Origin of the sequence: Paraburkholderia sediminicola (genome assembly GCF_046027825.1) — a bacterium.
GTDB classification, from domain to species: domain Bacteria; phylum Pseudomonadota; class Gammaproteobacteria; order Burkholderiales; family Burkholderiaceae; genus Paraburkholderia; species Paraburkholderia sediminicola_D.
Genome location: NZ_JAQQDU010000052.1, coordinates 13,760 through 34,418, shown reverse-complemented (window position 1 = coordinate 34,418; position 20,659 = coordinate 13,760). Strand labels below are relative to the sequence as shown.

At 61.2% G+C, this 20,659-nt stretch carries 19 protein-coding genes and 1 pseudogene; 12 read left to right on the top strand and 8 right to left on the bottom strand.

All coding sequences use genetic code 11. From position 1 onward, the window contains the following. The first annotated feature begins 10 nt into the window (after positions 1-10). Genes PQQ96_RS25675 through PQQ96_RS25655 form a run of 5 tightly spaced genes read left to right on the top strand, consistent with a single transcriptional unit; the run spans position 11 to position 4,972 of the window. Positions 11-790: an ABC transporter ATP-binding protein gene (locus PQQ96_RS25675; protein ID WP_408297887.1), complete on the top strand. Its 780-nt coding sequence runs from the start codon at positions 11-13 to the stop codon at positions 788-790. 13 nt (positions 791-803) lie between these two features. After that, positions 804-1,685, top strand: a complete 882-nt coding sequence (locus PQQ96_RS25670; RefSeq protein WP_408297885.1) for a branched-chain amino acid ABC transporter permease — start codon at positions 804-806, stop codon at positions 1,683-1,685. A gap of 8 nt (positions 1,686-1,693) precedes the next feature. Further along, positions 1,694-2,761: a branched-chain amino acid ABC transporter permease gene (locus PQQ96_RS25665; protein ID WP_408297883.1), complete on the top strand. Its 1,068-nt coding sequence runs from the start codon at positions 1,694-1,696 to the stop codon at positions 2,759-2,761. Between the two features lie 58 nt (positions 2,762-2,819). Then, the gene (locus PQQ96_RS25660) at positions 2,820-4,181 is read left to right on the top strand and encodes an ABC transporter substrate-binding protein (RefSeq protein ID WP_408297881.1); all 1,362 of its coding nucleotides are present in this window, start codon (positions 2,820-2,822) and stop codon (positions 4,179-4,181) included. 2 nt (positions 4,182-4,183) lie between these two features. Then, a complete protein-coding gene (locus tag PQQ96_RS25655) occupies positions 4,184-4,972 on the top strand; it encodes an ABC transporter ATP-binding protein (protein WP_408297879.1) in 789 nt (262 codons plus the stop codon). Positions 4,973-5,108: 136 nt separating this feature from the next. Here the strand turns inward: PQQ96_RS25655 and PQQ96_RS25650 are convergent, their stop codons facing one another. The 7 genes from PQQ96_RS25650 to PQQ96_RS25620 all read right to left on the bottom strand — a co-directional run bounded on the left by PQQ96_RS25650 (position 5,109) and on the right by PQQ96_RS25620 (position 12,359). Continuing rightward, positions 5,109-6,023 carry a VOC family protein gene (locus PQQ96_RS25650; RefSeq protein ID WP_408297877.1) on the bottom strand — a complete coding sequence of 305 codons (915 nt, stop codon included), beginning with the start codon at positions 6,021-6,023 and terminating at the stop codon, positions 5,109-5,111. A gap of 18 nt (positions 6,024-6,041) precedes the next feature. Next, entirely contained in the window at positions 6,042-7,388 is a 1,347-nt protein-coding gene (locus tag PQQ96_RS25645) for an MFS transporter (protein WP_408297875.1), read from the bottom strand. Positions 7,389-7,480: 92 nt separating this feature from the next. Beyond that, the gene (locus PQQ96_RS25640; protein ID WP_408297873.1) at positions 7,481-8,482 is read right to left on the bottom strand and encodes a Gfo/Idh/MocA family protein; all 1,002 of its coding nucleotides are present in this window, start codon (positions 8,480-8,482) and stop codon (positions 7,481-7,483) included. 32 nt (positions 8,483-8,514) lie between these two features. Further along, complete coding sequence (locus PQQ96_RS25635) at positions 8,515-9,390, bottom strand: amidohydrolase family protein (RefSeq protein WP_408297871.1); 876 nt, start codon at positions 9,388-9,390, stop codon at positions 8,515-8,517. Further along, complete coding sequence (locus PQQ96_RS25630) at positions 9,387-10,241, bottom strand: sugar phosphate isomerase/epimerase family protein (RefSeq protein ID WP_408297869.1); 855 nt, start codon at positions 10,239-10,241, stop codon at positions 9,387-9,389. Before PQQ96_RS25630 ends, PQQ96_RS25635 begins: the two co-directional genes overlap by 4 nt. Then, positions 10,238-10,978, bottom strand: coding sequence for an SDR family NAD(P)-dependent oxidoreductase (locus PQQ96_RS25625; protein ID WP_408297867.1), 741 nt, complete (start codon positions 10,976-10,978; stop codon positions 10,238-10,240). The genes PQQ96_RS25630 and PQQ96_RS25625 overlap by 4 nt, the downstream gene beginning before the upstream one ends. A gap of 31 nt (positions 10,979-11,009) precedes the next feature. After that, positions 11,010-12,359, bottom strand: a complete 1,350-nt coding sequence (locus PQQ96_RS25620) for an MFS transporter (protein ID WP_408297865.1) — start codon at positions 12,357-12,359, stop codon at positions 11,010-11,012. 145 nt (positions 12,360-12,504) lie between these two features. On the opposite strand from PQQ96_RS25620, the gene PQQ96_RS25615 reads away from it, so the two are divergent. The 6 genes and pseudogenes from PQQ96_RS25615 (at position 12,505) to PQQ96_RS25590 (ending at position 17,967) form a co-directional block, all read left to right on the top strand. Continuing rightward, positions 12,505-13,434 carry a LysR family transcriptional regulator gene (locus PQQ96_RS25615; protein WP_408297863.1) on the top strand — a complete coding sequence of 310 codons (930 nt, stop codon included), beginning with the start codon at positions 12,505-12,507 and terminating at the stop codon, positions 13,432-13,434. Positions 13,435-13,590: 156 nt separating this feature from the next. Beyond that, entirely contained in the window at positions 13,591-14,298 is a 708-nt protein-coding gene (locus PQQ96_RS25610; protein ID WP_408297861.1) for a gluconate 2-dehydrogenase subunit 3 family protein, read from the top strand. A gap of 64 nt (positions 14,299-14,362) precedes the next feature. Then, a pseudogene (locus tag PQQ96_RS25605) lies at positions 14,363-15,337 on the top strand (GMC family oxidoreductase N-terminal domain-containing protein); the annotation flags it as partial. 250 nt (positions 15,338-15,587) lie between these two features. Next, the gene (locus PQQ96_RS25600; RefSeq protein WP_408297859.1) at positions 15,588-16,136 is read left to right on the top strand and encodes a GMC oxidoreductase; all 549 of its coding nucleotides are present in this window, start codon (positions 15,588-15,590) and stop codon (positions 16,134-16,136) included. Between the two features lie 3 nt (positions 16,137-16,139). Next, positions 16,140-17,492, top strand: coding sequence for a c-type cytochrome (locus tag PQQ96_RS25595; protein WP_408297857.1), 1,353 nt, complete (start codon positions 16,140-16,142; stop codon positions 17,490-17,492). Positions 17,493-17,757: 265 nt separating this feature from the next. Then, a complete protein-coding gene (locus PQQ96_RS25590) occupies positions 17,758-17,967 on the top strand; it encodes a hypothetical protein (RefSeq protein ID WP_408297855.1) in 210 nt (69 codons plus the stop codon). Between the two features lie 103 nt (positions 17,968-18,070). Here the strand turns inward: PQQ96_RS25590 and PQQ96_RS25585 are convergent, their stop codons facing one another. Beyond that, positions 18,071-18,976 carry a LysR family transcriptional regulator gene (locus PQQ96_RS25585; RefSeq protein WP_408297853.1) on the bottom strand — a complete coding sequence of 302 codons (906 nt, stop codon included), beginning with the start codon at positions 18,974-18,976 and terminating at the stop codon, positions 18,071-18,073. 148 nt (positions 18,977-19,124) lie between these two features. On the opposite strand from PQQ96_RS25585, the gene PQQ96_RS25580 reads away from it, so the two are divergent. Next, entirely contained in the window at positions 19,125-20,570 is a 1,446-nt protein-coding gene (locus PQQ96_RS25580; RefSeq protein ID WP_408297851.1) for an MFS transporter, read from the top strand. The last annotated feature ends 89 nt before the right edge of the window (positions 20,571-20,659 follow it).

The following is a 20,659-nucleotide window of genomic DNA, read 5'->3' as shown; positions in this document are numbered from 1 at the left end:
CCAACGTTCAATGACTTCGTCCTCAAACACTTTGCTCTCGCTCGACCATATCTCGCTGTCGTTCAAAGGCGTGAAAGCGGTCACCGATATCAGCTTCGCTGTGCACACGGGTGAAATTTGCGCGCTGATCGGTCCGAACGGCGCGGGCAAAAGCTCGCTACTCAACGTGATCAACGGCGTCTATCAACCCCAGCAAGGCAGCGTGCATTTCGACGGCCGCGCCTATCGGCGCATGAATCCTTATCACGCGGCGCACAGCGGCATAGCCCGCACGTTTCAGAACATTGCGCTGTTTCGCCGGATGAGCGTGCTCGACAACGTGCTTACCGGCCGCAATCCGCATCGGCGCAGCACATGGTTTGAACAGACTTTGAACATCGGCCGCGCGCGCAGCGATGAGACGGTGCAACGCCGCTATGCCGAAGTCGTGATCGAAGCGCTCGACTTGCAGCGCTATCGGCATATCACTGTCGGCACGCTGCCTTACGGCGTTCAGAAGCGCGTCGAACTGGCCCGTGCCCTCGCCGCCGAGCCGCGTCTCTTGCTGCTCGACGAACCGATGGCCGGCATGAATGCGGACGAAAAGCGCGCAATGGCCGGTTATGTGCTCGACGCCAACACGCAATTCGGCGTGACCGTCGTACTCATCGAGCAAGACATCGGTGTGGTGATGGACTTGTCGGATCACGTGGTGGTGCTCGATTACGGCAAGAAGATCGCCGACGGCGCCCCTACCGATGTACGCACCAACCCGGCCGTACTGGCCGCTTATCTCGGCACCCGTCACTGAGAGATTAAACAACATGGGATTTTTCCTCGAAGTACTCGTCGGCGGACTGCTGGCGGGCGTGATGTATTCGATGGTCGCGATCGGCTTCGTGCTGATTTACAAAGCGTCCGGCGTGTTCAATTTCGCGCAGGGCTCGATGGTGCTGTTCGGCGCGCTCACGTACGTGAGTCTGGTTGAACGGCATGTGAATCCCGTGCTTGCGTTCGGCGTCACGCTAGCGGCACTGGTGCTGATTGCATTGCTGATCGGCCGGCTCGTGCTAAGGCCGCTGGTGAACCGCCCGCCGATTGTCCTGTTCATGGCGACGCTCGGCTTGAGCTTCATTCTCGAAGGCGCTGCGCAGTTATTCTGGGGCGCCCAGGTGCATGGACTGGATCTGGGTATCGATGACAAACCGCTGAACGTAGCGGGCGTCATGATCAGCCAGTTCGACATCTTTGCCGCGGCAACCGCCGGCGTGCTGGTGATCGGCCTGTCTCTTCTGACCAATCGCACGCGACTCGGGTTGTCGCTGCGTGCGGTTGCCGACGATCCGCTCGCCGCTCTCGCCATTGGCATACGGCTGCCGCGTGTGTGGGCGGTCGTATGGGCGCTGGCCGGCTTTGTCAGCCTCGTGGCGGGGCTCCTCTGGGGCGCCCGGCTCGGCGTGCAGTTTTCGCTGTCGCTGGTGGTGCTGAAGGCGCTGCCGGTGTTGATCATTGGCGGGTTTTCGTCGATTGGCGGGGCGATCGTCGGCGGTTTGCTGATCGGCGCATCGGAGAAGCTTGCCGATGTCTATGTTGGCAGCCTGCTCGGCGGCGGCATCGAAAACTGGTTTCCCTATCTGCTCGCGATGCTGTTTCTGCTCGCGCGGCCTGTGGGTCTGTTCGGCGAGCCCGCCGTCGAACGCGTGTGAGGCCAGCTATGTCATCTCCCCTCGCCACGCTGAGCGCGCCGCGCACGTTCAAACCGCACTCGCTGCCATCGCTGCTGCCGAAGTTATTGCTTACGGCGATTCTCGCAGTGATCGCGTTCATCGTCGTGCCGCTATTCGGCAACGACTATTGGCTCAACGCGATTCTGATTCCGTTTCTCGTGTTGTCGCTCGCAGGACTGGGACTGAACCTGGTCACTGGCTACGCGGGCCAACTCTCGCTCGGCTCCGCAGCGTTCATGTCGGTCGGCGCCTATGCCACCTACAACCTGATGGTGCGTGTGCCAGAGTTGCCGCTGGTCGTCGATCTGTTGCTCGGGGGATTGATCACTGCCGCGGTCGGCGCCGTGTTCGGTTTGCCAAGTCTGCGTATCAAGGGCTTCTATCTGATCGTCTCGACACTGGCCGCGCAGTTCTTTGTCGAATGGATTTTTACCCGGGTCAGCTGGTTCTCCAATGACGACACCTCGGGCGTACTCAGCGCGCCGCGCCTCACCGCGTTCGGTTGGAAAATCGACACGCCGGCTGCACGCTATCTGCTCGTACTTGGCGTCACCACCGTCCTGTTCATTTTTGCGGGCCGCCTCGTGCGCAGCGAACTCGGCCGCCGCTGGATGGCCGTGCGCGACATGGATACCGCCGCGCGCGTGATCGGCATTCCGGTCGGCCGCACCAAGTTGCTCGCCTTCGCGCTGAGTTCATTCGTGATCGGCATTGCTGGCGCGTTGTGGGCATTTGCCTATCTCGGTACGGTCGAACCGCACGGCTTCGATCTCAATCTGTCGTTTCAGGTGCTGTTCATCATCATCATTGGCGGCATGGGGAGCATCGGCGGAAATTTTCTGGGGGCGGCGTTCATCGTGCTGCTGCCCATTCTTCTTTCGAATGCAGCGGGCACGCTCGCCAGCGTCGGCATCGAAGCCGGTCAGTCGCAGAACCTGCAGAAGATCCTCTTCGGCACGCTGATCATCTTTTTTCTCATCAAGGAACCGGACGGGCTCGCAAGACTGGTTCAGACCGCGCGGAACCGTCTGCGCGACTGGCCGCTGCGCGCATGACTCCGATTTTATCCATCGCTCTTTTAACCATCGCCTATACATTCAAGGTCTATCCAGCATGAATTTCATCGACTCCATTAAAAGGCGTGGGACGGTCTCGCGCATCGCTGCTGCCGCAGGCCTGACGCTTGCCCTCACCACCGCGTTTGCGCCCACCGCGCAGGCCTCGGGCGAAGAATACTTTCCGCTGCAAAGCTACCGCGTTGGGCCGTACGCCGCAGGCGGCAGCGGCTTCTTCGGCGGCTTCATCGACTATATGAACCTCATCAACAAGCGCGATGGCGGCGTCAATGGGGTCAAGCTCACGTGGAGCGAATGCGAAACTGAATACGTCGTTGAGAAAGGCGTGGAGTGCTACGAGCGGCTCAAGGGCGGCCTGAATGGCGCGCCGGCTGCCGCGACCAATCCACTCTCTGTCGGGATCGCCTATGCGACGCTCGACCGTTCGACCGCTGACAAGATTCCGCTGATCACGATCAACCACGGTCGCACGGATTCCACCGACGGTGCGGTGTTTCCGTACGTGTTTCCGCTTCAACTCAACCCGTATAGCGAAGTCTCGGCAATCATCAATTATATCGGTCAGCAGTCGGGCGGGTTGAATCAGCTCAAAGGCAAGAAGATCGTGGTGCTCTATCACGGCTCTCCCTATGGCCGCGAGACGATTCCCGTACTCGATGCACTCTCTAAAAAATACGGTTTCGAGCTCACGCAGATCGAAGTTCCGCACCCGGGTAACGAGCAAGGCTCGCAGTGGCTCACCATCCACCGGATCAATCCGGACTGGGTGATTCTGCGAGGCTGGGGCGTGATGAATCCCGTCGCGTTGAAGTCGGCGCAGAAGGTAGGCTTCCCGGCAAATCACATCATCGGCAATATCTGGAGCAATTCGGAAGAAGATGCGCGTCCGGCAGGCGACGCCGCAAAGGGCTTCATTTCGATCACGACGCATCCGTCGGGTACCGATTTCCCGGTGCTTCAGGCGATCAATCAGTATGTGATCAAACCCGGCAACGGCAACCTGAAAGACCCCGCTCGCTTCGGCACCGTGTACTACAACCTGGGCGTCGTCAACGGCATTCTCAACGTCGAAGCGTTGCGCGTGGCTCAGGCCAAGTTCGGCGACAAACCGCTTACGGGCGAACAGGTGCGCTGGGGTTTCGAGCATTTGAATCTCGACGACGCGCGTCTTAAGCAACTGGGCGCGTACGGTCTGGTTCAACCGCTGAAACTGTCGTGCTCGGATCATGAGGGCGGCGGCGCCGTACGCTTCCAGCAATGGGACGGCCAGCAATGGAAAGTCATCAGCGGCTGGGTCCAGGCGGATCGTGCGCTACTGCGCCCGATCATCGAGAAGTCAGCGAACGCGTACGCCAAAGAAAAGGGTATTACGCCGCGCGATTGCAGCAAGGATCTCTGAGCATGAACGCCGCCCCGATCCTGCAGGTCGAGGACATTGCCGTGACCTATAGCCAACTCATTCCGGCATTGCGCGGCGTTTCTCTGACGGTACCGTCCGGTGCCATCGTCGCCCTGCTGGGCGGCAATGGTGCCGGCAAGACGACCACGCTGAAAACCGTGTCGAACCTGATTCGTGCCGAACGGGGTGAGCTTACGTCGGGCCGCATCGCGTATCGCGGCGAGGCGATTACTGACGCCGATCCATGGACACTCGCCGAGCGTGGGCTCGTCCAGGTATTGGAGGGACGGCGTTGCTTCGCGCATTTGTCGGTCGAAGAGAACCTGCGGCTCGGCGCTTTTGCGCGAAGGCCCAGCCGTGCCGATCTCGACGTGGAACTCGAACGCATCTACGGGATCTTCCCGCGGCTCAAGGAGCGTCGCAAGACGCTTGCGGGCTATACGTCCGGCGGAGAACAGCAGATGATTGCGATCGGCCGCGCCTTGATGGCACGGCCCGCCCTGATTTTGCTCGATGAACCTTCGATGGGGCTCGCTCCGCAGGTCGTTGAAGAGATCTTCGAGACGGTGGCGGCCCTTAATCGGGACGATGGTGTGAGTTTCCTGTTAGCAGAACAGAACGCGGCGATTGCGCTGCGCTATGCAAATTTCGGGTACGTGCTCGAAAGTGGCCGGGTAGTCGGGAAGGGCAACGCACAAACGTTGCTGGAACTCGGCACTCTGCGGGAGGCATATCTGGGAAGTGGCCAACCCGGTGTTGATGGAACGCCGCGAAGATCACGTCGTTTGTGACCTCAGCCTGCTGCCGCACGGTGAACGTCAGGTCAGCTGTTGCTGGCGGAAGGGCCGATGCATTGGATGAACGGGTGCTTCGGCCGACCAGCGGTCCTCTGAAATCCTGCTATAGCGGGACCGCTGCCGTCGGTAATCAGAACACCCCGCCAAACCCCTCGTCGCCCATTCTGTAATTACGGTTGGTCATATCCGGGTTCCGGTTCACCAAGGGTCTCGCGTACAGTGGATGTCGCAAACTGCGCACCTCGTGCTCAAGCGTGAAGCAATGCCTTCCACTCACAGGATCGACGAGCTCGGCGAAGCGATATTGGTGCGTCTCTTCCCCATAACTCAACCCACGCCCGGCGAGTCGCTCATAGGGTCCGGAGAAATCGGATACATAGAGCTGAATGTGATGCCCATCGTATTCCTGGCTTGCCGAGAGCGTTTCTGCGTAGACGAGTTGTTGATGCCTACCGACCGCGATCACGGCTTGTAGCGAACCGTTGCGCTCACGTACGTCGACCGACGCAGCGAATATCTCCCGATAGAACCCGGCAATCGACATCGCGCAGCCGACGGGTACATCGAGCTGCACATACGCGATGCCAAGGTCAATGCCCGCCCACGGGTCGCTCGCCGCGCCTGCATCGGGATCGAGGCAGTCGTAACGATTCCCCCATGGACAGATCACTTCCACGCGGTCGTCCCGCTCGGTCCATGCGAATCGTGTCTGCTCCAGCACGGGCCCGACGGCGCGTAGCCGCTCGATCAGCGCCGCGCGCCTGCCCACGATCAGCCCGACATGTCCGCGAAGGCACTGTGCGTCGCCGTGCGGCAAGTGAATCTGCGAGCGGCCGACGTTGATCCACATGTTGGTCACGCCCGTCATCAGAAAGGGATCGCGCGTCAGACCGAGTGCGCTGACATAGAACGCGGTCGCGAGACGCTGGTCCGGGATCGTGAGATTGACATGCTCGAACAGCACAAGATTGCCGATGTCTTCACGTGCGTAGTTGGAAAGCCCCATCTGTTTGCCCTCGAAGGATTGACGCGGTAGATCAAACATACACCACTCGAGCGGCCCTCACGACATCCTTCCCGCGCCGCCCGCCTCCGGCAATTCGATGCGCTTGATATCGCCGAGAATGAAGATATACGACGCCGCGCCCAGCACAGCCACCGCGCTGATGAACATGAGCCCCCAATAGAACGAACCCGTGATCGCGACGATTGTGCCGATCACGATCGGCGTGACGATCCCGGCTATGTTCGCCGTGAAGTTGAAGATACCGCCAGTCAGACCCATCAGCCGCTTGGGCGCGATGTCGGGAATGATCGACCAGCCCAGACCACCCATACGCTGCCCAAAGAACGCCAGCGAGAGTACGGCGATCACGGCAGCATCGCTCCTTACGTAAATCGCCGCGACGATACTCGATGAAAGCAGCAGGCCAGTGATGATGGGGAGCTTGCGCGCAAGGTTGATACGCCCAGTGCGCCGCAGCAGAAAATCCGACAGCCATCCCCCGAACAGCACACCAACCGACGCGCCGAGAAACGGCAGGATCGCAAACAAGCCAATCTTCAACCATGCCATGTGACGCTCGGTCACCAGGTACGTTGGAAACCACGTGAGAAAGAACACGACGGTCGAGTTGCCCGCGAACTGACCGATCGCCGCGCCCCAGATCTCGCGGCGGCGCAGCAGGCTGCGCACATCGCGCCACGAGAACGGCCGCTGCGCGTCGGCTGCCGTGGCCAGGCCACCGCCCGCGCCGATATGGTCGCGTTCGGCGTCATTCATCGTGCGCGACTCATGCGGTTCGTGGTAACGCAGCCACCAGACGAGGGCAAACGCGAGCCCCACCGCGCCGACGATCACGAACATCGCGCGCCAGCCGAATTCCGCGATGATCCAGAACAGCAGCGGACTGAACACCGCAAGACCGACGTATTGCCCGACCTGATAGACGCTGGTCGCACGCGCACGCTCCCGCTGCGGAAACCAGTGCCCCACGACGCGGCTATTCGTCGAGAAACACGGCGACTCGGCAACCCCTAGTCCGAGTCGATAAATCAGCAGCGACACCAGCCCGCCGGACAGGCCGTTGAGGGTGATGAAAACCGACCAGCTCGCAACGGCAAGAAAATACGTCTTTCGCGCGCCGATACGATCGAGCAGCAACCCGGCAGGTATCTGCGAGAGCGTATACGTCCACGAAAACGCCGAAAATACGATTCCCATCACGCCCGCCGACAAGCCCAGGTCCCTGCTCAGGCTTGGCGCTGCGATGCCGAGCACCGTGCGGTCCAGATAGTTGATGACCGTGCCGATCGCGAGTAGCGCGAGAATGGTGAACCGCGTCCGCGAGCGGCGCGCCGACGCGAAAGACATATCTCCGGCCGTCGTTAGCGTTGCATCAGTTTTCATGCTTGTCTCGGGTATGGAACGGGCAGACGTCTTCGGCGCGTCTTTTGTGGCTGCGGGCTCGATCATCGGATCGGCCGGATTGGGCGCATCGGTTACACGTGTTCCCAGTTGCCCGAACGAATGCTGCGCGCGATAGCTTCGAGCGTCGCAATCGTGTCGATTGACTCCTGTTCGGTGCTGCCCGTCCAGTGCTCGGGCCCAAGCGCAACGGCACGCGCAAAGCTCTCCGCTTCGGCCAGAAAACCGCTGCCGCCGGCGAGCGTGATCGTTTCGCGCACCGTCGTCGCAGGCACGCCGCGCCGTACATGAATTTCAGGTGGTCCGGCGTCAGGCGGGCTATTCAGGAAGGTCGTTTCGAGAATGCCGTCCGTGCCCGTAATCAGCGCATGCCGATGGTATGCAGTGTTGAAGCTGCAAGATATCTGGCCCAACAGACCGCTCGGAAACTCGAGATTGGCGATCACCGTGAGATCGACCTTCGTTTCCGCCCAGCGCGCGATCGCGTTCACCCGCGACGGCTTCTCGCCCGCGACCATGCGAACCATGTTCGTTGCATAGCTTCCGGCATCGAGCAGCGCACCGCCGCCGCGCTCGGGATCGAGCCGGATGTTCGACGGGTCGGCGAACTTGACGCCAAAGCACGCGAACACCGTCTGCACACGTCCGATCGCGCCTTCGTCCAGCAAGCGGCGCACCGCAAGTGTCTGTTCCTGCGCCCGATACGGATAGGCTTCCGCCAGGAAACGGTGATTGCGGCGGGCGGCTTCGAACATCGCGAGTGTGTCGGTCTTCGACATGGCGATCGGCTTTTCGCATAGAACGTGTTTGCCCGCATTGAGCGCCTTGACGACCCATTCGGTATGCAAAGTATTCGGCAACGGCACATAGATCGCGTCGACATTGGGATTGTCGATCAGCGCTTCATACGAGCCATACGCGCGCGGCACGCCCACTTCGTTCGCGAACTGTTGGCCCTTCGCCAGATCGCGGCTCGCGACAGCCACGATATCCACAAGCTCCGAAGGGTCCACGCCCGCGATAAACGAGCGCGCAATTTTCGCGGCGCCGAGTACGCCAAAATGCAAAGGTTTCATTTTGTCCATGGTTTTACACTCAAAGAATTGGTTTATGAAACGACGGATTCGCCGTGCGTGGTGTCTGAAGTGTTCGGAAGCGCATCGAAACCGAAGAGCCGTCGCGGTGTGTCCCACTGAATCTGCCGACGCACGTCGACGTCAGGCACCATCTGTTCGAACAACGTCAGCAGCGGCCCGTAGTCGAGACGTTCGGGTGCGCGCAGGAACGGCCAGTCGGATCCCCACACGCAATGCTGCGGACCGAACGTGCGCAACAACGCGTGCGCATAAGGCCATGTGTCCTCGTAAGGATGCTGAGCGCGTGAATACTTTTGCCAGCCGGACAGCTTCACGGTGGTCCTGCCGGTATCGGCGAGGCGCAGCAGCGCCTGGAAGCCGGCCTGCCCACCACCCGCGGCGATGTCCGGACGGCCGCAGTGATCCACGAGAAGGCTCGCCGGCTGGCGCGCGAGCCACGGCCCGAGACTCGCCATCTGATCGCCCGCAACTTGCACCTGCGCGACCATGCCAAGATCCGCGAGCGCGGCGAACAATGCCCCGGCGCTCAACACCAGTTCGATCCCCTCCATCGCCGGATTGAACGCCACGCCGACGACACCCGACTGACGCAGCGCGGCGAGTTCGTCGCGGCTGATGTCGTTATCGACCACGGCAATGCCACGAAAGCGGGCCCTGTGCGTCTCCAGCGCGTCGAGCAGGCAGCGGTTGTCGGTGCGGTAGCCGCTCGTCGGTCCAACGAGCAAGGCGTGGCGTACGCCATACGCGTCCATCACGCGGACAAACTGCGCGGGCGTGCCGACTTCCTGTTGCGCGGGTCGATACGCGGTGTCGTCGCGATACGGAAAGCGAATGGGATCGAACGCATGACAATGGCAATCAATCCTGGCTTCGTCGAATACGCTCATGGCGTCCCCGCGCGGTTCGTTGCGGGCGCGGCAATCTCAGCGCGATCGACGACGCCCCGCGTCGCGCGATACGCCAGATCGATGCGCGCCGCGAGCGGCAGTGATGGCATCGGCATTTCGACGCTCAGCGGAACCTGAGCAGGCAACGCCCGCAGAAGCGCATCGAGCGGCAGCGCGCCATCGCCGGGCGCGAGGCGGTTGGTGCGTGCCTCGCGAATCGCGTCCTCGTCGCTGTCGGGCAGCGCAGCGCACGCGTCGCAAAGTTGCACGGAGCCGATGGCTTCGGGCGCCAACGCTGCGATGTCATGCGTCGTGCCGCCCGAACGCAACAGATGCAAGGCATCCACCAGCAGCGCCAGATTCGGATGACTGGCGCGTGCGATCACTTCGCGAGCCTGCGCGAGCGAGCCGACGTGCCGCCAGCGCATGAACTCGAGGTCGATGCGCAGACCAAACGGCCCGGCGAGTTCGGCCATTTCAGCGAGCGTCGCGGCGAGCCGCGCGAAATCCGGGTCGTCGCCCGACACGCTCACGCAGCGCGCACCGAGCGACGACGCCGCTTCGAACAACGCGGAAAGCGACGCGGGTTTGAGTTCGGGCACGACCGGAATGAACTCGACGTCGTGAACCCCGATGCCCTCGCCTGCCAACGTATGCTGCGCGTCGCGATGGGCTTCGCTGCCGACGCTACTCAGATAGGCGATACCGCCCGGCGCCGCGGGATAAAGGCGCAGGCCCACGGCAGCGAAGCCGGCCCGCGCCGCGACGCGCACCCATTGCGACGGCTCCAGTTCAAGCGCAGTCAAATGCGCGGCGGCAAGCGGGCGCGCCGTGGTGTGGGCGGGTTTCAATACGTGGCCCTCCCGCCCGTCAGGTCAAACGTGAAGCCTGTCGTAAAGCTGCATGCAGGGCTGACGATCCAGCTGACCATCTTGCCGACCTCCTCGATCTGCAGAAAGCGGCCCATCGGAATCTTCGCCTTGCTCGCCTCGATGTGCTGCTCCGACATCTCCTGCATCAGTTCTGTTTCCACCATCGCGGGGGCGACGCAGTTGATCAACACGTTGTCGCGCGCGAGTTCCTTTGCAGCGGACTTCGTGAACGCGATCACGCCCGCTTTCGCCGCCGAATACGCGGAGATGTACTGCACGCCCTCCTTGCCCGCGATCGACGCGACATTCAGGATGCGCCCGCCGCCACGTGCCCGCATGTGCGGAATCGCGACGCGGCAGCAGTAGAACACGCTGTTCAGATCCACTGCGAGCACGCGCTGCCAGGTCTCGACGGGATACTCCCAACTCGCCGCAACCGGGCCATTGATGCCCGCGTTGTTGACGAGAATGTCGGCGTGGCCCAGCGCGTCGACGGTCGCCGTGAACGCGCGCTCCACGGCTTCGTACGATGAGACGTCCACGGCCTGCAGATGATCGGCTTCGAAGCCCGCCTGCTTGGAGTCGAATTCGCTGACGTCGAGATCCCAGATCGCGACGCGCGCGCCCGCCGCCTTCAGTTGTCGCGCGATACCCAGGCCGATGCCTCGAGCCGCGCCCGTGACAATCGCGACCTGGCCGTCGAGTGTGTGGTTCATGGCAAAGATTCCCTTTTGCAGATCAATGGATTCAATGGGTGGAAGAACGGCCGGCGGGCAGAACGATCCGCCTGATGTCGCCCACGACGAATACATATGAGAGCGCCCCAAGCAGCGTCACAGCCGAGATGAACGCGAGCGCATAGACGAACGATCCCGTCGCGCCGACGATCAGCCCGATCACGAGCGGCGTGACGATGCCGGCGGCGTTCGCGAACAGGTTAAAGATGCCGCCGCTCAGACCGAGCAGGCCATTCGGCGCGATGTCCGAGACGATCATCCACGCGAGCGCCGACATGCCTTGCGCAAAATAGGCGACGCAGAGAATCGCGATGACCGCGGTGGTGGAATCGACGTAATTCGCCAGTGCAATGCTCGATGCACTGATCAGACCGACAATCACGGGTAGCTTGCGCGCCCAGTTCAGCGAGATACCACGCCGCAGCATCGCGTCGGAAATCCAGCCACAGCTGAGCGTCCCGACCGATGCAGCGATGAATGGCAATACCGAGACCATGCCGACCTTCAGCCACGGCATGTGCCGTTCTGTCACGAGGTAAGTCGGAAACCACGTCAGGAAGAACACGTTGGTCGAGTTGCAGGCAAACTGCCCGATGCAGATGCCGAGCATGCTGCGCTGACGCAGCAGCGCGCCAATGTCCGACCAGCGAAAACGCGTGACCTGGCGGCTGCCATCCACGACGCCGCCGCCGCTCGCGATGTAATCGAGTTCGGCGCGGTTCGCGGACTTCGACTGATGCGGTTCACGAAAACGCATCAGCCACACCGCGCCGAAGACGATGCCCACTGCGCCGACCACGCCGAACAGCGCGCGCCATCCATAGCGATGCTCGAACCAGAACAGCAGCGGACTCAGGAACGCAAGGCCAACGTATTCCGCGAACGTATAGACCCCAGTCGCTCGCGCCCGCTCGCTCTGCGGAAACCAGATGGCGACGACGCGGCTGTTCGTCGGGAAGCACGGCGCCTCGGCCGCGCCGATCAGGAGGCGCATGATGAGCAGCGAAGCGAAGCCTGTCGCGAGGCCCTGCAAGCCGGTGAACAGCGACCACAGCGTTAGCGCGAAAAAGTAGGTCCAGCGCGTGCCGATACGATCGAGCAGGACGCCCCCGGGAATCTGCGAGGCCGTGTACGTCCACGAAAAAGCCGAGAAGATGACGCCCATCAGCGCCGGCGTCAGACCGAGATCGTGGCCCATCGCAGGTGCCGCAATGCCGGCGACGCTGCGGTCCAGGTAATTGATCGTCGTACCAATCGCGAGCAATGCGAGGATGCCGAAGCGCGACCGCGTACGCACGGCGGTCGATGCGTCTGCAGCGCCCTGTGCGTCGAGCGTTCGCGGCGGATAGATAGGGTTCATGCTGTCTCCATGTTTTGTCGGGGCTGTGACGTAATCGCCCTGCTTCATGGAGATACTAGGGAGTAATGATCCGGTTGTCGTATGCCAGGTTTCAGCTATCCTATAACTTTTGGTTAATCACGGGGCACGGGCTTCGGAGGGATGAATGCGCTTCAAGCTGCGGCAAATGGAAGTGTTTCGGGCGGTGATGCTGACGGGCTCGATCAACGCGGCGGCGAAGATGCTCTATGTCTCGCAACCCGCCGTCAGCAAGCTCGTCTCGCATACGGAAACCACGCTTGGACTACGTCTCTTCGAACGGTCGAAGGGCCGGCTGACGCCGACGCCTGAGGCTCAGGCCCTGTTTCGTGAGGTCGAGCAGGTCTATCAGTCGGCGTTGCGGGTCGACGAATTCGCCCGGGCGCTCGCACTCGGGCCGGCAAGCCTGTTACGTATCTCCTGCAGCCCTTCGCTGGGGCCGACGATCGTCGCGCCCGCGATCGTCGAATTGAAACGCAGCATGCCAAAACTCAGGATCGACTGGCATACGACGCTGATGTCCGACATGCCGCTGGAGGTGCTAAGCAAGGCTGTCGACATCGCGGTGACGTCGATGCCGATCGAGCACGAACATCTTGAAGTCGTGCCGTTCATGCGAGGCCGCATGGTATGCGCGCTACCTGCCGATCATCCCCTTGCGGCGAAGGAGCGCATCGCACTCGCCGATCTCGCGACTGAACCGATGATTCTTTTCAGGCGCGACATTCCGTTTGGTACGGTTATCGTCAGAGCATGCCAGCAGGCCGATGTTGAACTCACCTCGGTCGTCGACGTAACCCGTGCCGATCAGGCGCTAGCGTTGGTACAAGGCGGATTGGGGCTGACTATCGTCGACGAATTTGCGGCAGGCAACGTCGATTGCGCCGTGCGTCCGCTCGTCGAGGAACTCGAAATGATTTCGACGTTCGTGTATTCGAAATTCTCGCCGCCGCCCAGAGGGGCGATGCTGTTGATGGAGGCCGTTTATCATCGCGCCGAACAATTGGGGCGGCAGGTTGGCAACTGGCGCACTATCGGCCGCGTAAGCCGGAAATGAGCCTCGCGCCTCCGGGTTAGCTGCTCGCGAATCTTTGCCTGCATTTTGACTCAATTTTAACTAACCAGTTAGAATATAAGAAGATCGTGGATTCGGAACGGGTCACGAGCCTTCCGTTTCTGTTCGAACGTGCGATGATTTTCTGGGGAAAACGACTTGTTACGCCGTAAATTTATTTCGTCAATGGTCCTGATGGCTGCGGGCATCGCAGTCGCCAAGGCCCGCGTGATTTTCGGCGGCATGCCGTGGTTCAAGGATCCGGTGGTGCTGCCGGAGCCGGTGGTGGCGGACGGCTGGAAGTTCTTCACGGCTGAAGAGGTCGCCGCTGTCGAAGCGATCGCAGACCGCCTGATTCCTTCGGACGCGTTGAGCATCGGCGGCAAGGAAGCGGGCTGCGCACTCTTCATCGATCGCCAGTTGAACGGCGATTACGGCCGTGCGGCCACGCAATACCGGCTGGGAGAATTCAAGCCGGGCACGCCGAGCCAAGGCCCGCAGATCAAGGATACGCCCGCCGAACGCTATCGCGCCGGCCTGAAGTCGCTCGACGATCACTGCAAGCAAAATTTCGGCGGAAAGGCCTTCAATACGCTTTCGTCCGAACAACAGGATGAGCTGCTCAAACAACTCGAGGCCGGCGCGCTCGCCCTCGGCAGAGTCGATTCGAAAGCCTTCTTCAATCTGATTCTGCAGAACGTGCGCGAAGGGTTCTTCGCCGATCCGATCTACGGCGGCAACAAGGACATGGCCGGCTGGAAGATGCTCGGCTTCCCCGGCGCGCAATACGACTTCCGTGACGTAATCGGTCGTCAGGGCGAAGACCTGAAGATCATTCCGATCAGCCTCATCAGCCGCAAGAGCTGACGCGCGCGCTTTTCCCATTGCGTCATTGCATCACTGCACCCCACTGCAACAAGCGGAGAATTACATGGCACTCAAACGTGCTAAGGCCGACGCTGTCATCGTCGGTCTCGGCTGGGCCGGTTCGCTCATGGCGAACGAGTTGACCCAGGCAGGTCTGAACGTGGTCGCGATCGAACGCGGCGCATGGCGCGATACCAGCAGCGACTTCCCCACCACGGTCGACACCGACGAATTGCGTTTCGCGACGCGCCGTGCGCTCATGCAGCCGCCCGCCGTCGAAACGCTCACGTTCCGTAACACGCCGGATCAAACCGCCCTGCCGCTGCGCGACTGGAACACCTACCAGTTCGGTATCGGCGTAGGGGGAGCCGGTACGCACTGGAATGGCATGACGTGGCGTTTCCTGCCGAACGACTTCCAGACCTATACGAACACGGTCGAGCGTTACGGCAAGCGCAAATTCCTGGAAGGCATGCAGGTGCAGGATTGGGGGGTCACGTACGCCGATCTCGAACCGTTCTACGACAAGTTCGAGCGTCTGGCCGGCACCTCGGGCCGTGCGGGCAACATTCAGGGCAAAATCCAGCAAGGCGGCAACCCGTTCGAAGGTCCGCGCAATCGCGACTATCCGCTGCCGCCGCTCGAGCGCACGCGTGTCGCGACGATGTTCGACAAAGCGGCGCGCGAGCTCGGCTATCACCCGTTTCCGGTACCGGCAGGCAATACCTCAGGCGCGTATGTGAATCCGCTGGGCGTCCATATGGCGCCCTGCACATATTGCGGCTACTGCGAGTTTTTCGGTTGCGGCAACTGGTCCAAGAGCAGCCCGCAGGCGTGCATCATGCCCGCGCTCATGCAGCGCAAGAATTTCAGCGTGATCACCGAATCCGAAGTCTTGCGCGTGAACCTCGCCGAAGACAAGAAAACGGCGACCGGCGTCACCTTTGTCGACCACGATAACAACGAGTGGGAGCAGCCCGCCGACATCGTCGTAATCTCGGCCTACCAGATGGACAACGTGCGTCTGATGCTCCTGTCAGGCATTGGCAAGCCCTACACGCGCGATACCGGCGAAGGTGTGGTCGGACGCAACTACGCGTACCAGACCATCTCGGGCGCGTCGATCTTCTTCGAGAACGAGCGGCTCAATCCGTTCATCGGCGCGGGCGCACTCGCGCAGGCCATCGACGACTTCAACAGCGACAACTTCGACCACACCAACCACGATTTCATCGGCGGTGGCGTGGCGCTCGTGCACTCGACGAACGGCCGACCGATCGGTTTGAGCAATGGCGTGCCCCCCCGGCACACCGCGTTGGGGCAGCGAGTGGAAGAAGGCGTATCAGCACGCCTATCAGAACTACAACTCGATCTACGTGATGGGCAACAGCTATCCGCATCGCGATGTTTATCTCGATCTCGATCCCGAGTACAAGGACCGTTTCGGCCGGCCGCTGTTGCGCGTGACCTTCGACTGGATCGAAAACGACAAGCGCTCGGCGAAATTCATGGCAGACAAGTCCGAAGAACTCGGCCACGCGATGGGCGCGAAAACCGTCGTGCGCAGCGAGCCGACCACCAGGCCGTTCTCGCCGATGGACAATCTGTCTTCGCATACGACCGGCGGCGCCATCATCGGCGACGATCCGAAGACAAGCGCGCTCAATCGCTACCTGCAAAGCTGGGACGTGCATAACACCTTCGTGGTGGGCGCCTCCGCGTTCGCCAACAACGGCGGCTACAACCCGACCGGCACCGTTGGCGCCACCACGCTGTGGGCCGCGGAAGCGATCAAGTCGCAGTATCTGAAATCGCCCGGCCCCCTGGTGAGGATCTAAAACGTGCGCACCAGGACACTCATCGGTTCTTTCAGCGCGGCGGTACTCGCTGCCGCGGCTTTCGTCGCGTGGGATCATGCGGGCGATGCGCACGCGCAGAACAACCCTAACGCCCAGAGCAACGTCAGCAGTCAAGCCGCAGTGAACGCGCCTTCTCCGAAGACCGCGCCGCTTTCTTCCTCCGATTCGGACGCCGTCAAGCGCGGCCTGTACCTGGCCCGCGCCGGCGACTGTATCGCCTGCCACACGGCCGAAGGCGGCAAGCCCTTCGCAGGCGGCCTGCCACTGGAAACGCCGTTCGGTAAAATCGTCGCGAGCAATATTACGCCCGACAAGGAAACCGGCATCGGCACCTGGAGCGACGCCGAGTTCATTCGCGCCGTAAAGGAAGGCCGCGGCAAGCACGGCGAATTCCTGTACCCGGCCATGCCGTATACGGCCTATGCGAAGGTCAGCGATCAGGATCTTCGCGATATCAAGGCGTATCTGGATACCGTCCCGGCTGTAAACAACAAGGTCGACGCGAATCAATTGCCCTTCCCATTCAACATCCGCATGCTGATGTTCGGCTGGAACCTGCCGTTCTTCGACAACTCGTCATTCAGGAATGACGACAGGCAGTCGGTGGAATGGAATCGCGGTGCTTATCTGGTCGAAGGGCTCGGTCACTGCGCGTCCTGTCACACCGCGAAGAACTTCCTCGGCGGCGACAAGGCTGCGTTGCAGGGCGGCGCATTGCAGGGCTGGTTTGCGCCGGAAATCACGAGCAATCCTTACACGGGTCTCGGCAACTGGTCGACGCAGGACATCGTCGAGTATCTGCATACGGGCAGCAATCAGCGCAGCGTCGCGTCGGGCCCGATGGCCGAAGCGGTGACGAACTCGCTACAGCACATGAGCCCAGCGGACCTGCATGCGATTGGCGTCTATCTGAAAAGCGTCCCCGGCTCGGACCGCAGGGCGCCGGCGGCGCTCAGCGCAAGCGACTCGACGATGACGCTCGGTCACTCGCTCTTCGCGGCGAATTGCGCCGCGTGCCACCGCTCGTCGGGTGAGGGCGTGACGGGCATGGTGTCGTCGCTCGCGGATAGCGCGAGTGTGCGTGCGCCGGACCCGGCCAACATGCTGCGGACGATCCTGATCGGCAGCCGGGGGGCCGTAACGCAAAGCAACCCGACCGGCGCGGCCATGCCGAACTTCAGCTGGAAGCTGACGGACGGCGACATCGCAGCCATCTCGACCTATGTGCGCAATAGCTGGGGCAACGCGGCGGCGTCGGTCTCAGCCGACGACGTCAAGCAAGCACGCAGCAGTCTCGGCGCACAATCGGCAATGGGTGTGGCGCAAAACAGGTAGCAGGCAACGTGCTCGAGTTTTTGTAATGTCGAAAGCCGGTGTGGTCTCATGCCGGCTTCGTCAAGCTCAATCATCTAGACACCCTACTCGTACCCTCTTTGTTTATTTTTTTCGCGCTTGCCGAGGCGCTCTGCGTAGTCGGATACTAATTTGGTCCGCGTTGTCTCCTCGGTGGGTGCATCAGTTTGGCCCGCCTGGCGCGGGCCTCTTTTGCGCGATGGGTGTGAACGCTTGCCAATGACGGCGATGTGATTCCGGAGGCGCCATGGAAGTCTGCAACGGATGTGCCGACATTGACGGACGGCCCGTTGATGTTGAGAGACAAGACGGCATCACGTTGATTGGTGTGGCGCAATGCAACGGTGCGCTCGCGCTCGAACATTATCGCTGCGATAGATGCCGGGCGATAATTGCCAGACGATTCATGGGCGAGTCCGACGAGCGCGTCTGGAGCGTAATCGAAGCCGCGCACTAGCGACCGACCGCCGCCGAATCTTCAGCGGTGGCCTGGTGCATGAAGTCATACGCGCGGCGGGTCGCAAACACGGCGTACGTCGTCACGAACGGGCAATCCGTGGTCAACCCGCACTGCCAAACAACTGCACGACCAGACCACGCAGCCAACGGTTTCCCGCCTCATGATGATATCGGGCATGCCAGTGCTGCCGAACCGCGAACCCATCCACGGGAACCGGGCAAGGGTGCACGGCCAGATCATTGACCTTTGCTAACGTCTCGCCAATGTGTCGAGGCAGTGTCGCAACCAGGTCCGTGCTTTTGATGATAGCGCCGAGTCCGAGAAACCCGGGCAACTCCAGCACCACATCGCGTTCGATATGCTCGCGCACCAGCGCCTGTTCAAGCAGTTGCGCGCCCGTCCCCGCAGTGATCGCGACATGTCCCTCGGCGCGGTACTGCTTCAATCCGAGTTTGGTCTTCAGCCGCGGATGATGACGATTCGTCAAACAGACCCAATCCTGCATGTAAAGCTGCTGTTGATAAACCCCACCGCCAAGCCAAGGCACGTGACCAATTGCCAGGTCTGCCTCGCCCGATTCCAGTGCCCGTTCGGTATTGCCGTCGATACGCGCAGCTTCCAGGCGTATACCCGGTGCCTGCGCGCGCACGTGCGCCAACATTCGCGGTAGCAGCGTGATGTGACTGGCGTCGGTCATGCAGATACGGAAGCGCCGTTTCGCAGTGGCGGGATCGAACGCAATTTCCCACGCTGCAAAGCGCCGCAGCGACTCCAGAATTTCCCGGCAAGGGCCGATCAGTGCATCGGCCTGTGGCGTCGGCGCCATGCCAGCCGGCGTTCGTATGAACAGGGGATCTTGGAGATGCTCCCGCAAACGCCCCAGCCAGATGCTGATCGTCGGCTGGCTCTGTCCGAGTTGCTCGGCCACGCGGGTGACGCTGCGGACATCGTAGAGGAGATCGAATAACTGCAGCAGCTTCAGATCAGGAAGTTCTGTTGAGCTCATAGGACTATTGTTCAACGCAATGACGTCATTGCGATCATAGCATTGCGAGAATGAACGTCCCCTCGTATCTTGAACTTCAGGTCAAGAAGGAACCACCGAGCATGCAGCCGCGATGCTGCTCCGGTCAATCTAAAAATCAGGAGACTTCATGGAAAGGAAATCGCTGTCACCGGGCGGCAGAGGCGATGGGGCCGCCGCTGCGAAGCAACGCAGGCAAGCAAAGAAGGCGAGAGCAAGCGGCTGGATAGGTTCGGCGCTCGAGTACTACGATTTCTTCATTTATGCGCAGGCCGCGGCGCTCATCTTTCCGCAAATATTCTTCCCCGCAGGAAACCCCAAAATTGCCATCGTCGCGTCGCTCGCGACCTACGGTGTCGGTTATGTGGCCCGACCTATTGGTGCGTTTTTTCTGGGTCACTGGGGCGATACGCAAGGACGCAAAACCGTCCTGCTGCTGTGTATGTTCATGATGGGCTTCTCCACCATGGCCGTTGGACTTCTACCGACCTACCATTCGGTCGGCATGCTCGCGCCAACTCTGCTCGTGATCCTGCGCCTCGTGCAGGGTTTCGCCGTAGCCGGCGAAATTTCGGGTGCCAGTTCGATGATCATGGAGCAGGCGCCATTTGGCCGACGCGGTTACTTCGCAAGCTTCACGCTGCAGGGTGTGCAGGCTGGGCAGATTCTCGCCGCCGCCGTGTTTCTGCCGCTTGCGTATTACATGCCTGAAGAATCGTTCATATCGTGGGGATGGCGCATTCCTTTCCTGCTAAGCGCAGTAGTACTGCTGGCAGGCTATATCATCCGCCGCGAAGTCGAGGAGACGGCAGCCTTCGCGAAAGAAGACGAACGCGGCCAGGTCGCGCGCGCCCCGATTCTCGAGGCGTTCAAGTACAGCTGGCGCGACATGATCCGCGTCGTAGGCATGGCGTTCATGAATGTCATCCCGGTGGTCGCAACGATCTTCGGGGCGGCATACGCGGTTCAGGCTTCGTATGGCATCGGCTTTCACAAAAGCGTGTATCTGTGGATTCCGGTGGTCGGAAACATTGTGGCTGTCCTGATCATTCCGTACGTCGGCAATCTCTCCGATCGCATCGGCCGCAGAATCCCGATCATGGTTGGCGCACTATCGTCCGGTCTGCTTTCATTCGGGTATCTGTACGCGATCAGCATTCACAGCCTGCCGTTCGCGTTCATCATGTCGATTCTCATGTGGGGCGTGGTCTATCAGGGCTATAACGCGATCTTTCCAAGCTACTACCCAGAGCTTTTCCCGACCCGTTCACGTGTCTCGGCAATGGCAATCGCGCAGAACCTCGGCACGACCATTACCGCCCTGCTTCCGGCACTCTTCGCAGCCGTCGCTCCGCCTGGATCGAACAATATTCCACTCATCGTCGGCTCCATCACTTTTGGTTTGACGATCATCTCCGCGCTTGCCGCGTGGAGTGCGCGTGAGACGTATCGTGTGCGACTGGATGATCTGGGCAATTCCCGGGCGCTTCCAATCCCAAAGGATCAATACGATCAGCTACGGGCACAAACCCTGGACGATATAAACGTTTCAAAGGCCGCCATGCAGGCACGTTAGCGAGCAATGCAGGCGCTTGCGCCCGAGCGTCTGCATTGCGACGAAAGTCTGGGCGCGTCCCGGCAACCGTTGTTCATACGCAGAACGTG

What these genes read in the sequence shown, in the direction of transcription:
- PQQ96_RS25675 (WP_408297887.1), top strand. Translation starts at nt 11, where the DNA reads ATGACTTCGTCCTCAAACACTTTGCTCTCGCTCGACCATATCTCGCTG.
- PQQ96_RS25670 (WP_408297885.1), top strand. Translation starts at nt 804, where the DNA reads ATGGGATTTTTCCTCGAAGTACTCGTCGGCGGACTGCTGGCGGGCGTG.
- PQQ96_RS25665 (WP_408297883.1), top strand. Translation starts at nt 1,694, where the DNA reads ATGTCATCTCCCCTCGCCACGCTGAGCGCGCCGCGCACGTTCAAACCG.
- PQQ96_RS25660 (WP_408297881.1), top strand. Translation starts at nt 2,820, where the DNA reads ATGAATTTCATCGACTCCATTAAAAGGCGTGGGACGGTCTCGCGCATC.
- PQQ96_RS25655 (WP_408297879.1), top strand. Translation starts at nt 4,184, where the DNA reads ATGAACGCCGCCCCGATCCTGCAGGTCGAGGACATTGCCGTGACCTAT.
- PQQ96_RS25650 (WP_408297877.1), bottom strand. Translation starts at nt 6,023, where the DNA reads ATGTTTGATCTACCGCGTCAATCCTTCGAGGGCAAACAGATGGGGCTT.
- PQQ96_RS25645 (WP_408297875.1), bottom strand. Translation starts at nt 7,388, where the DNA reads ATGAAAACTGATGCAACGCTAACGACGGCCGGAGATATGTCTTTCGCG.
- PQQ96_RS25640 (WP_408297873.1), bottom strand. Translation starts at nt 8,482, where the DNA reads ATGAAACCTTTGCATTTTGGCGTACTCGGCGCCGCGAAAATTGCGCGC.
- PQQ96_RS25635 (WP_408297871.1), bottom strand. Translation starts at nt 9,390, where the DNA reads ATGAGCGTATTCGACGAAGCCAGGATTGATTGCCATTGTCATGCGTTC.
- PQQ96_RS25625 (WP_408297867.1), bottom strand. Translation starts at nt 10,978, where the DNA reads ATGAACCACACACTCGACGGCCAGGTCGCGATTGTCACGGGCGCGGCT.
- PQQ96_RS25620 (WP_408297865.1), bottom strand. Translation starts at nt 12,359, where the DNA reads ATGAACCCTATCTATCCGCCGCGAACGCTCGACGCACAGGGCGCTGCA.
- PQQ96_RS25615 (WP_408297863.1), top strand. Translation starts at nt 12,505, where the DNA reads ATGCGCTTCAAGCTGCGGCAAATGGAAGTGTTTCGGGCGGTGATGCTG.
- PQQ96_RS25600 (WP_408297859.1), top strand. Translation starts at nt 15,588, where the DNA reads ATGGCGTGCCCCCCCGGCACACCGCGTTGGGGCAGCGAGTGGAAGAAG.
- PQQ96_RS25590 (WP_408297855.1), top strand. Translation starts at nt 17,758, where the DNA reads ATGGAAGTCTGCAACGGATGTGCCGACATTGACGGACGGCCCGTTGAT.
- PQQ96_RS25585 (WP_408297853.1), bottom strand. Translation starts at nt 18,976, where the DNA reads ATGAGCTCAACAGAACTTCCTGATCTGAAGCTGCTGCAGTTATTCGAT.
- PQQ96_RS25580 (WP_408297851.1), top strand. Translation starts at nt 19,125, where the DNA reads ATGGAAAGGAAATCGCTGTCACCGGGCGGCAGAGGCGATGGGGCCGCC.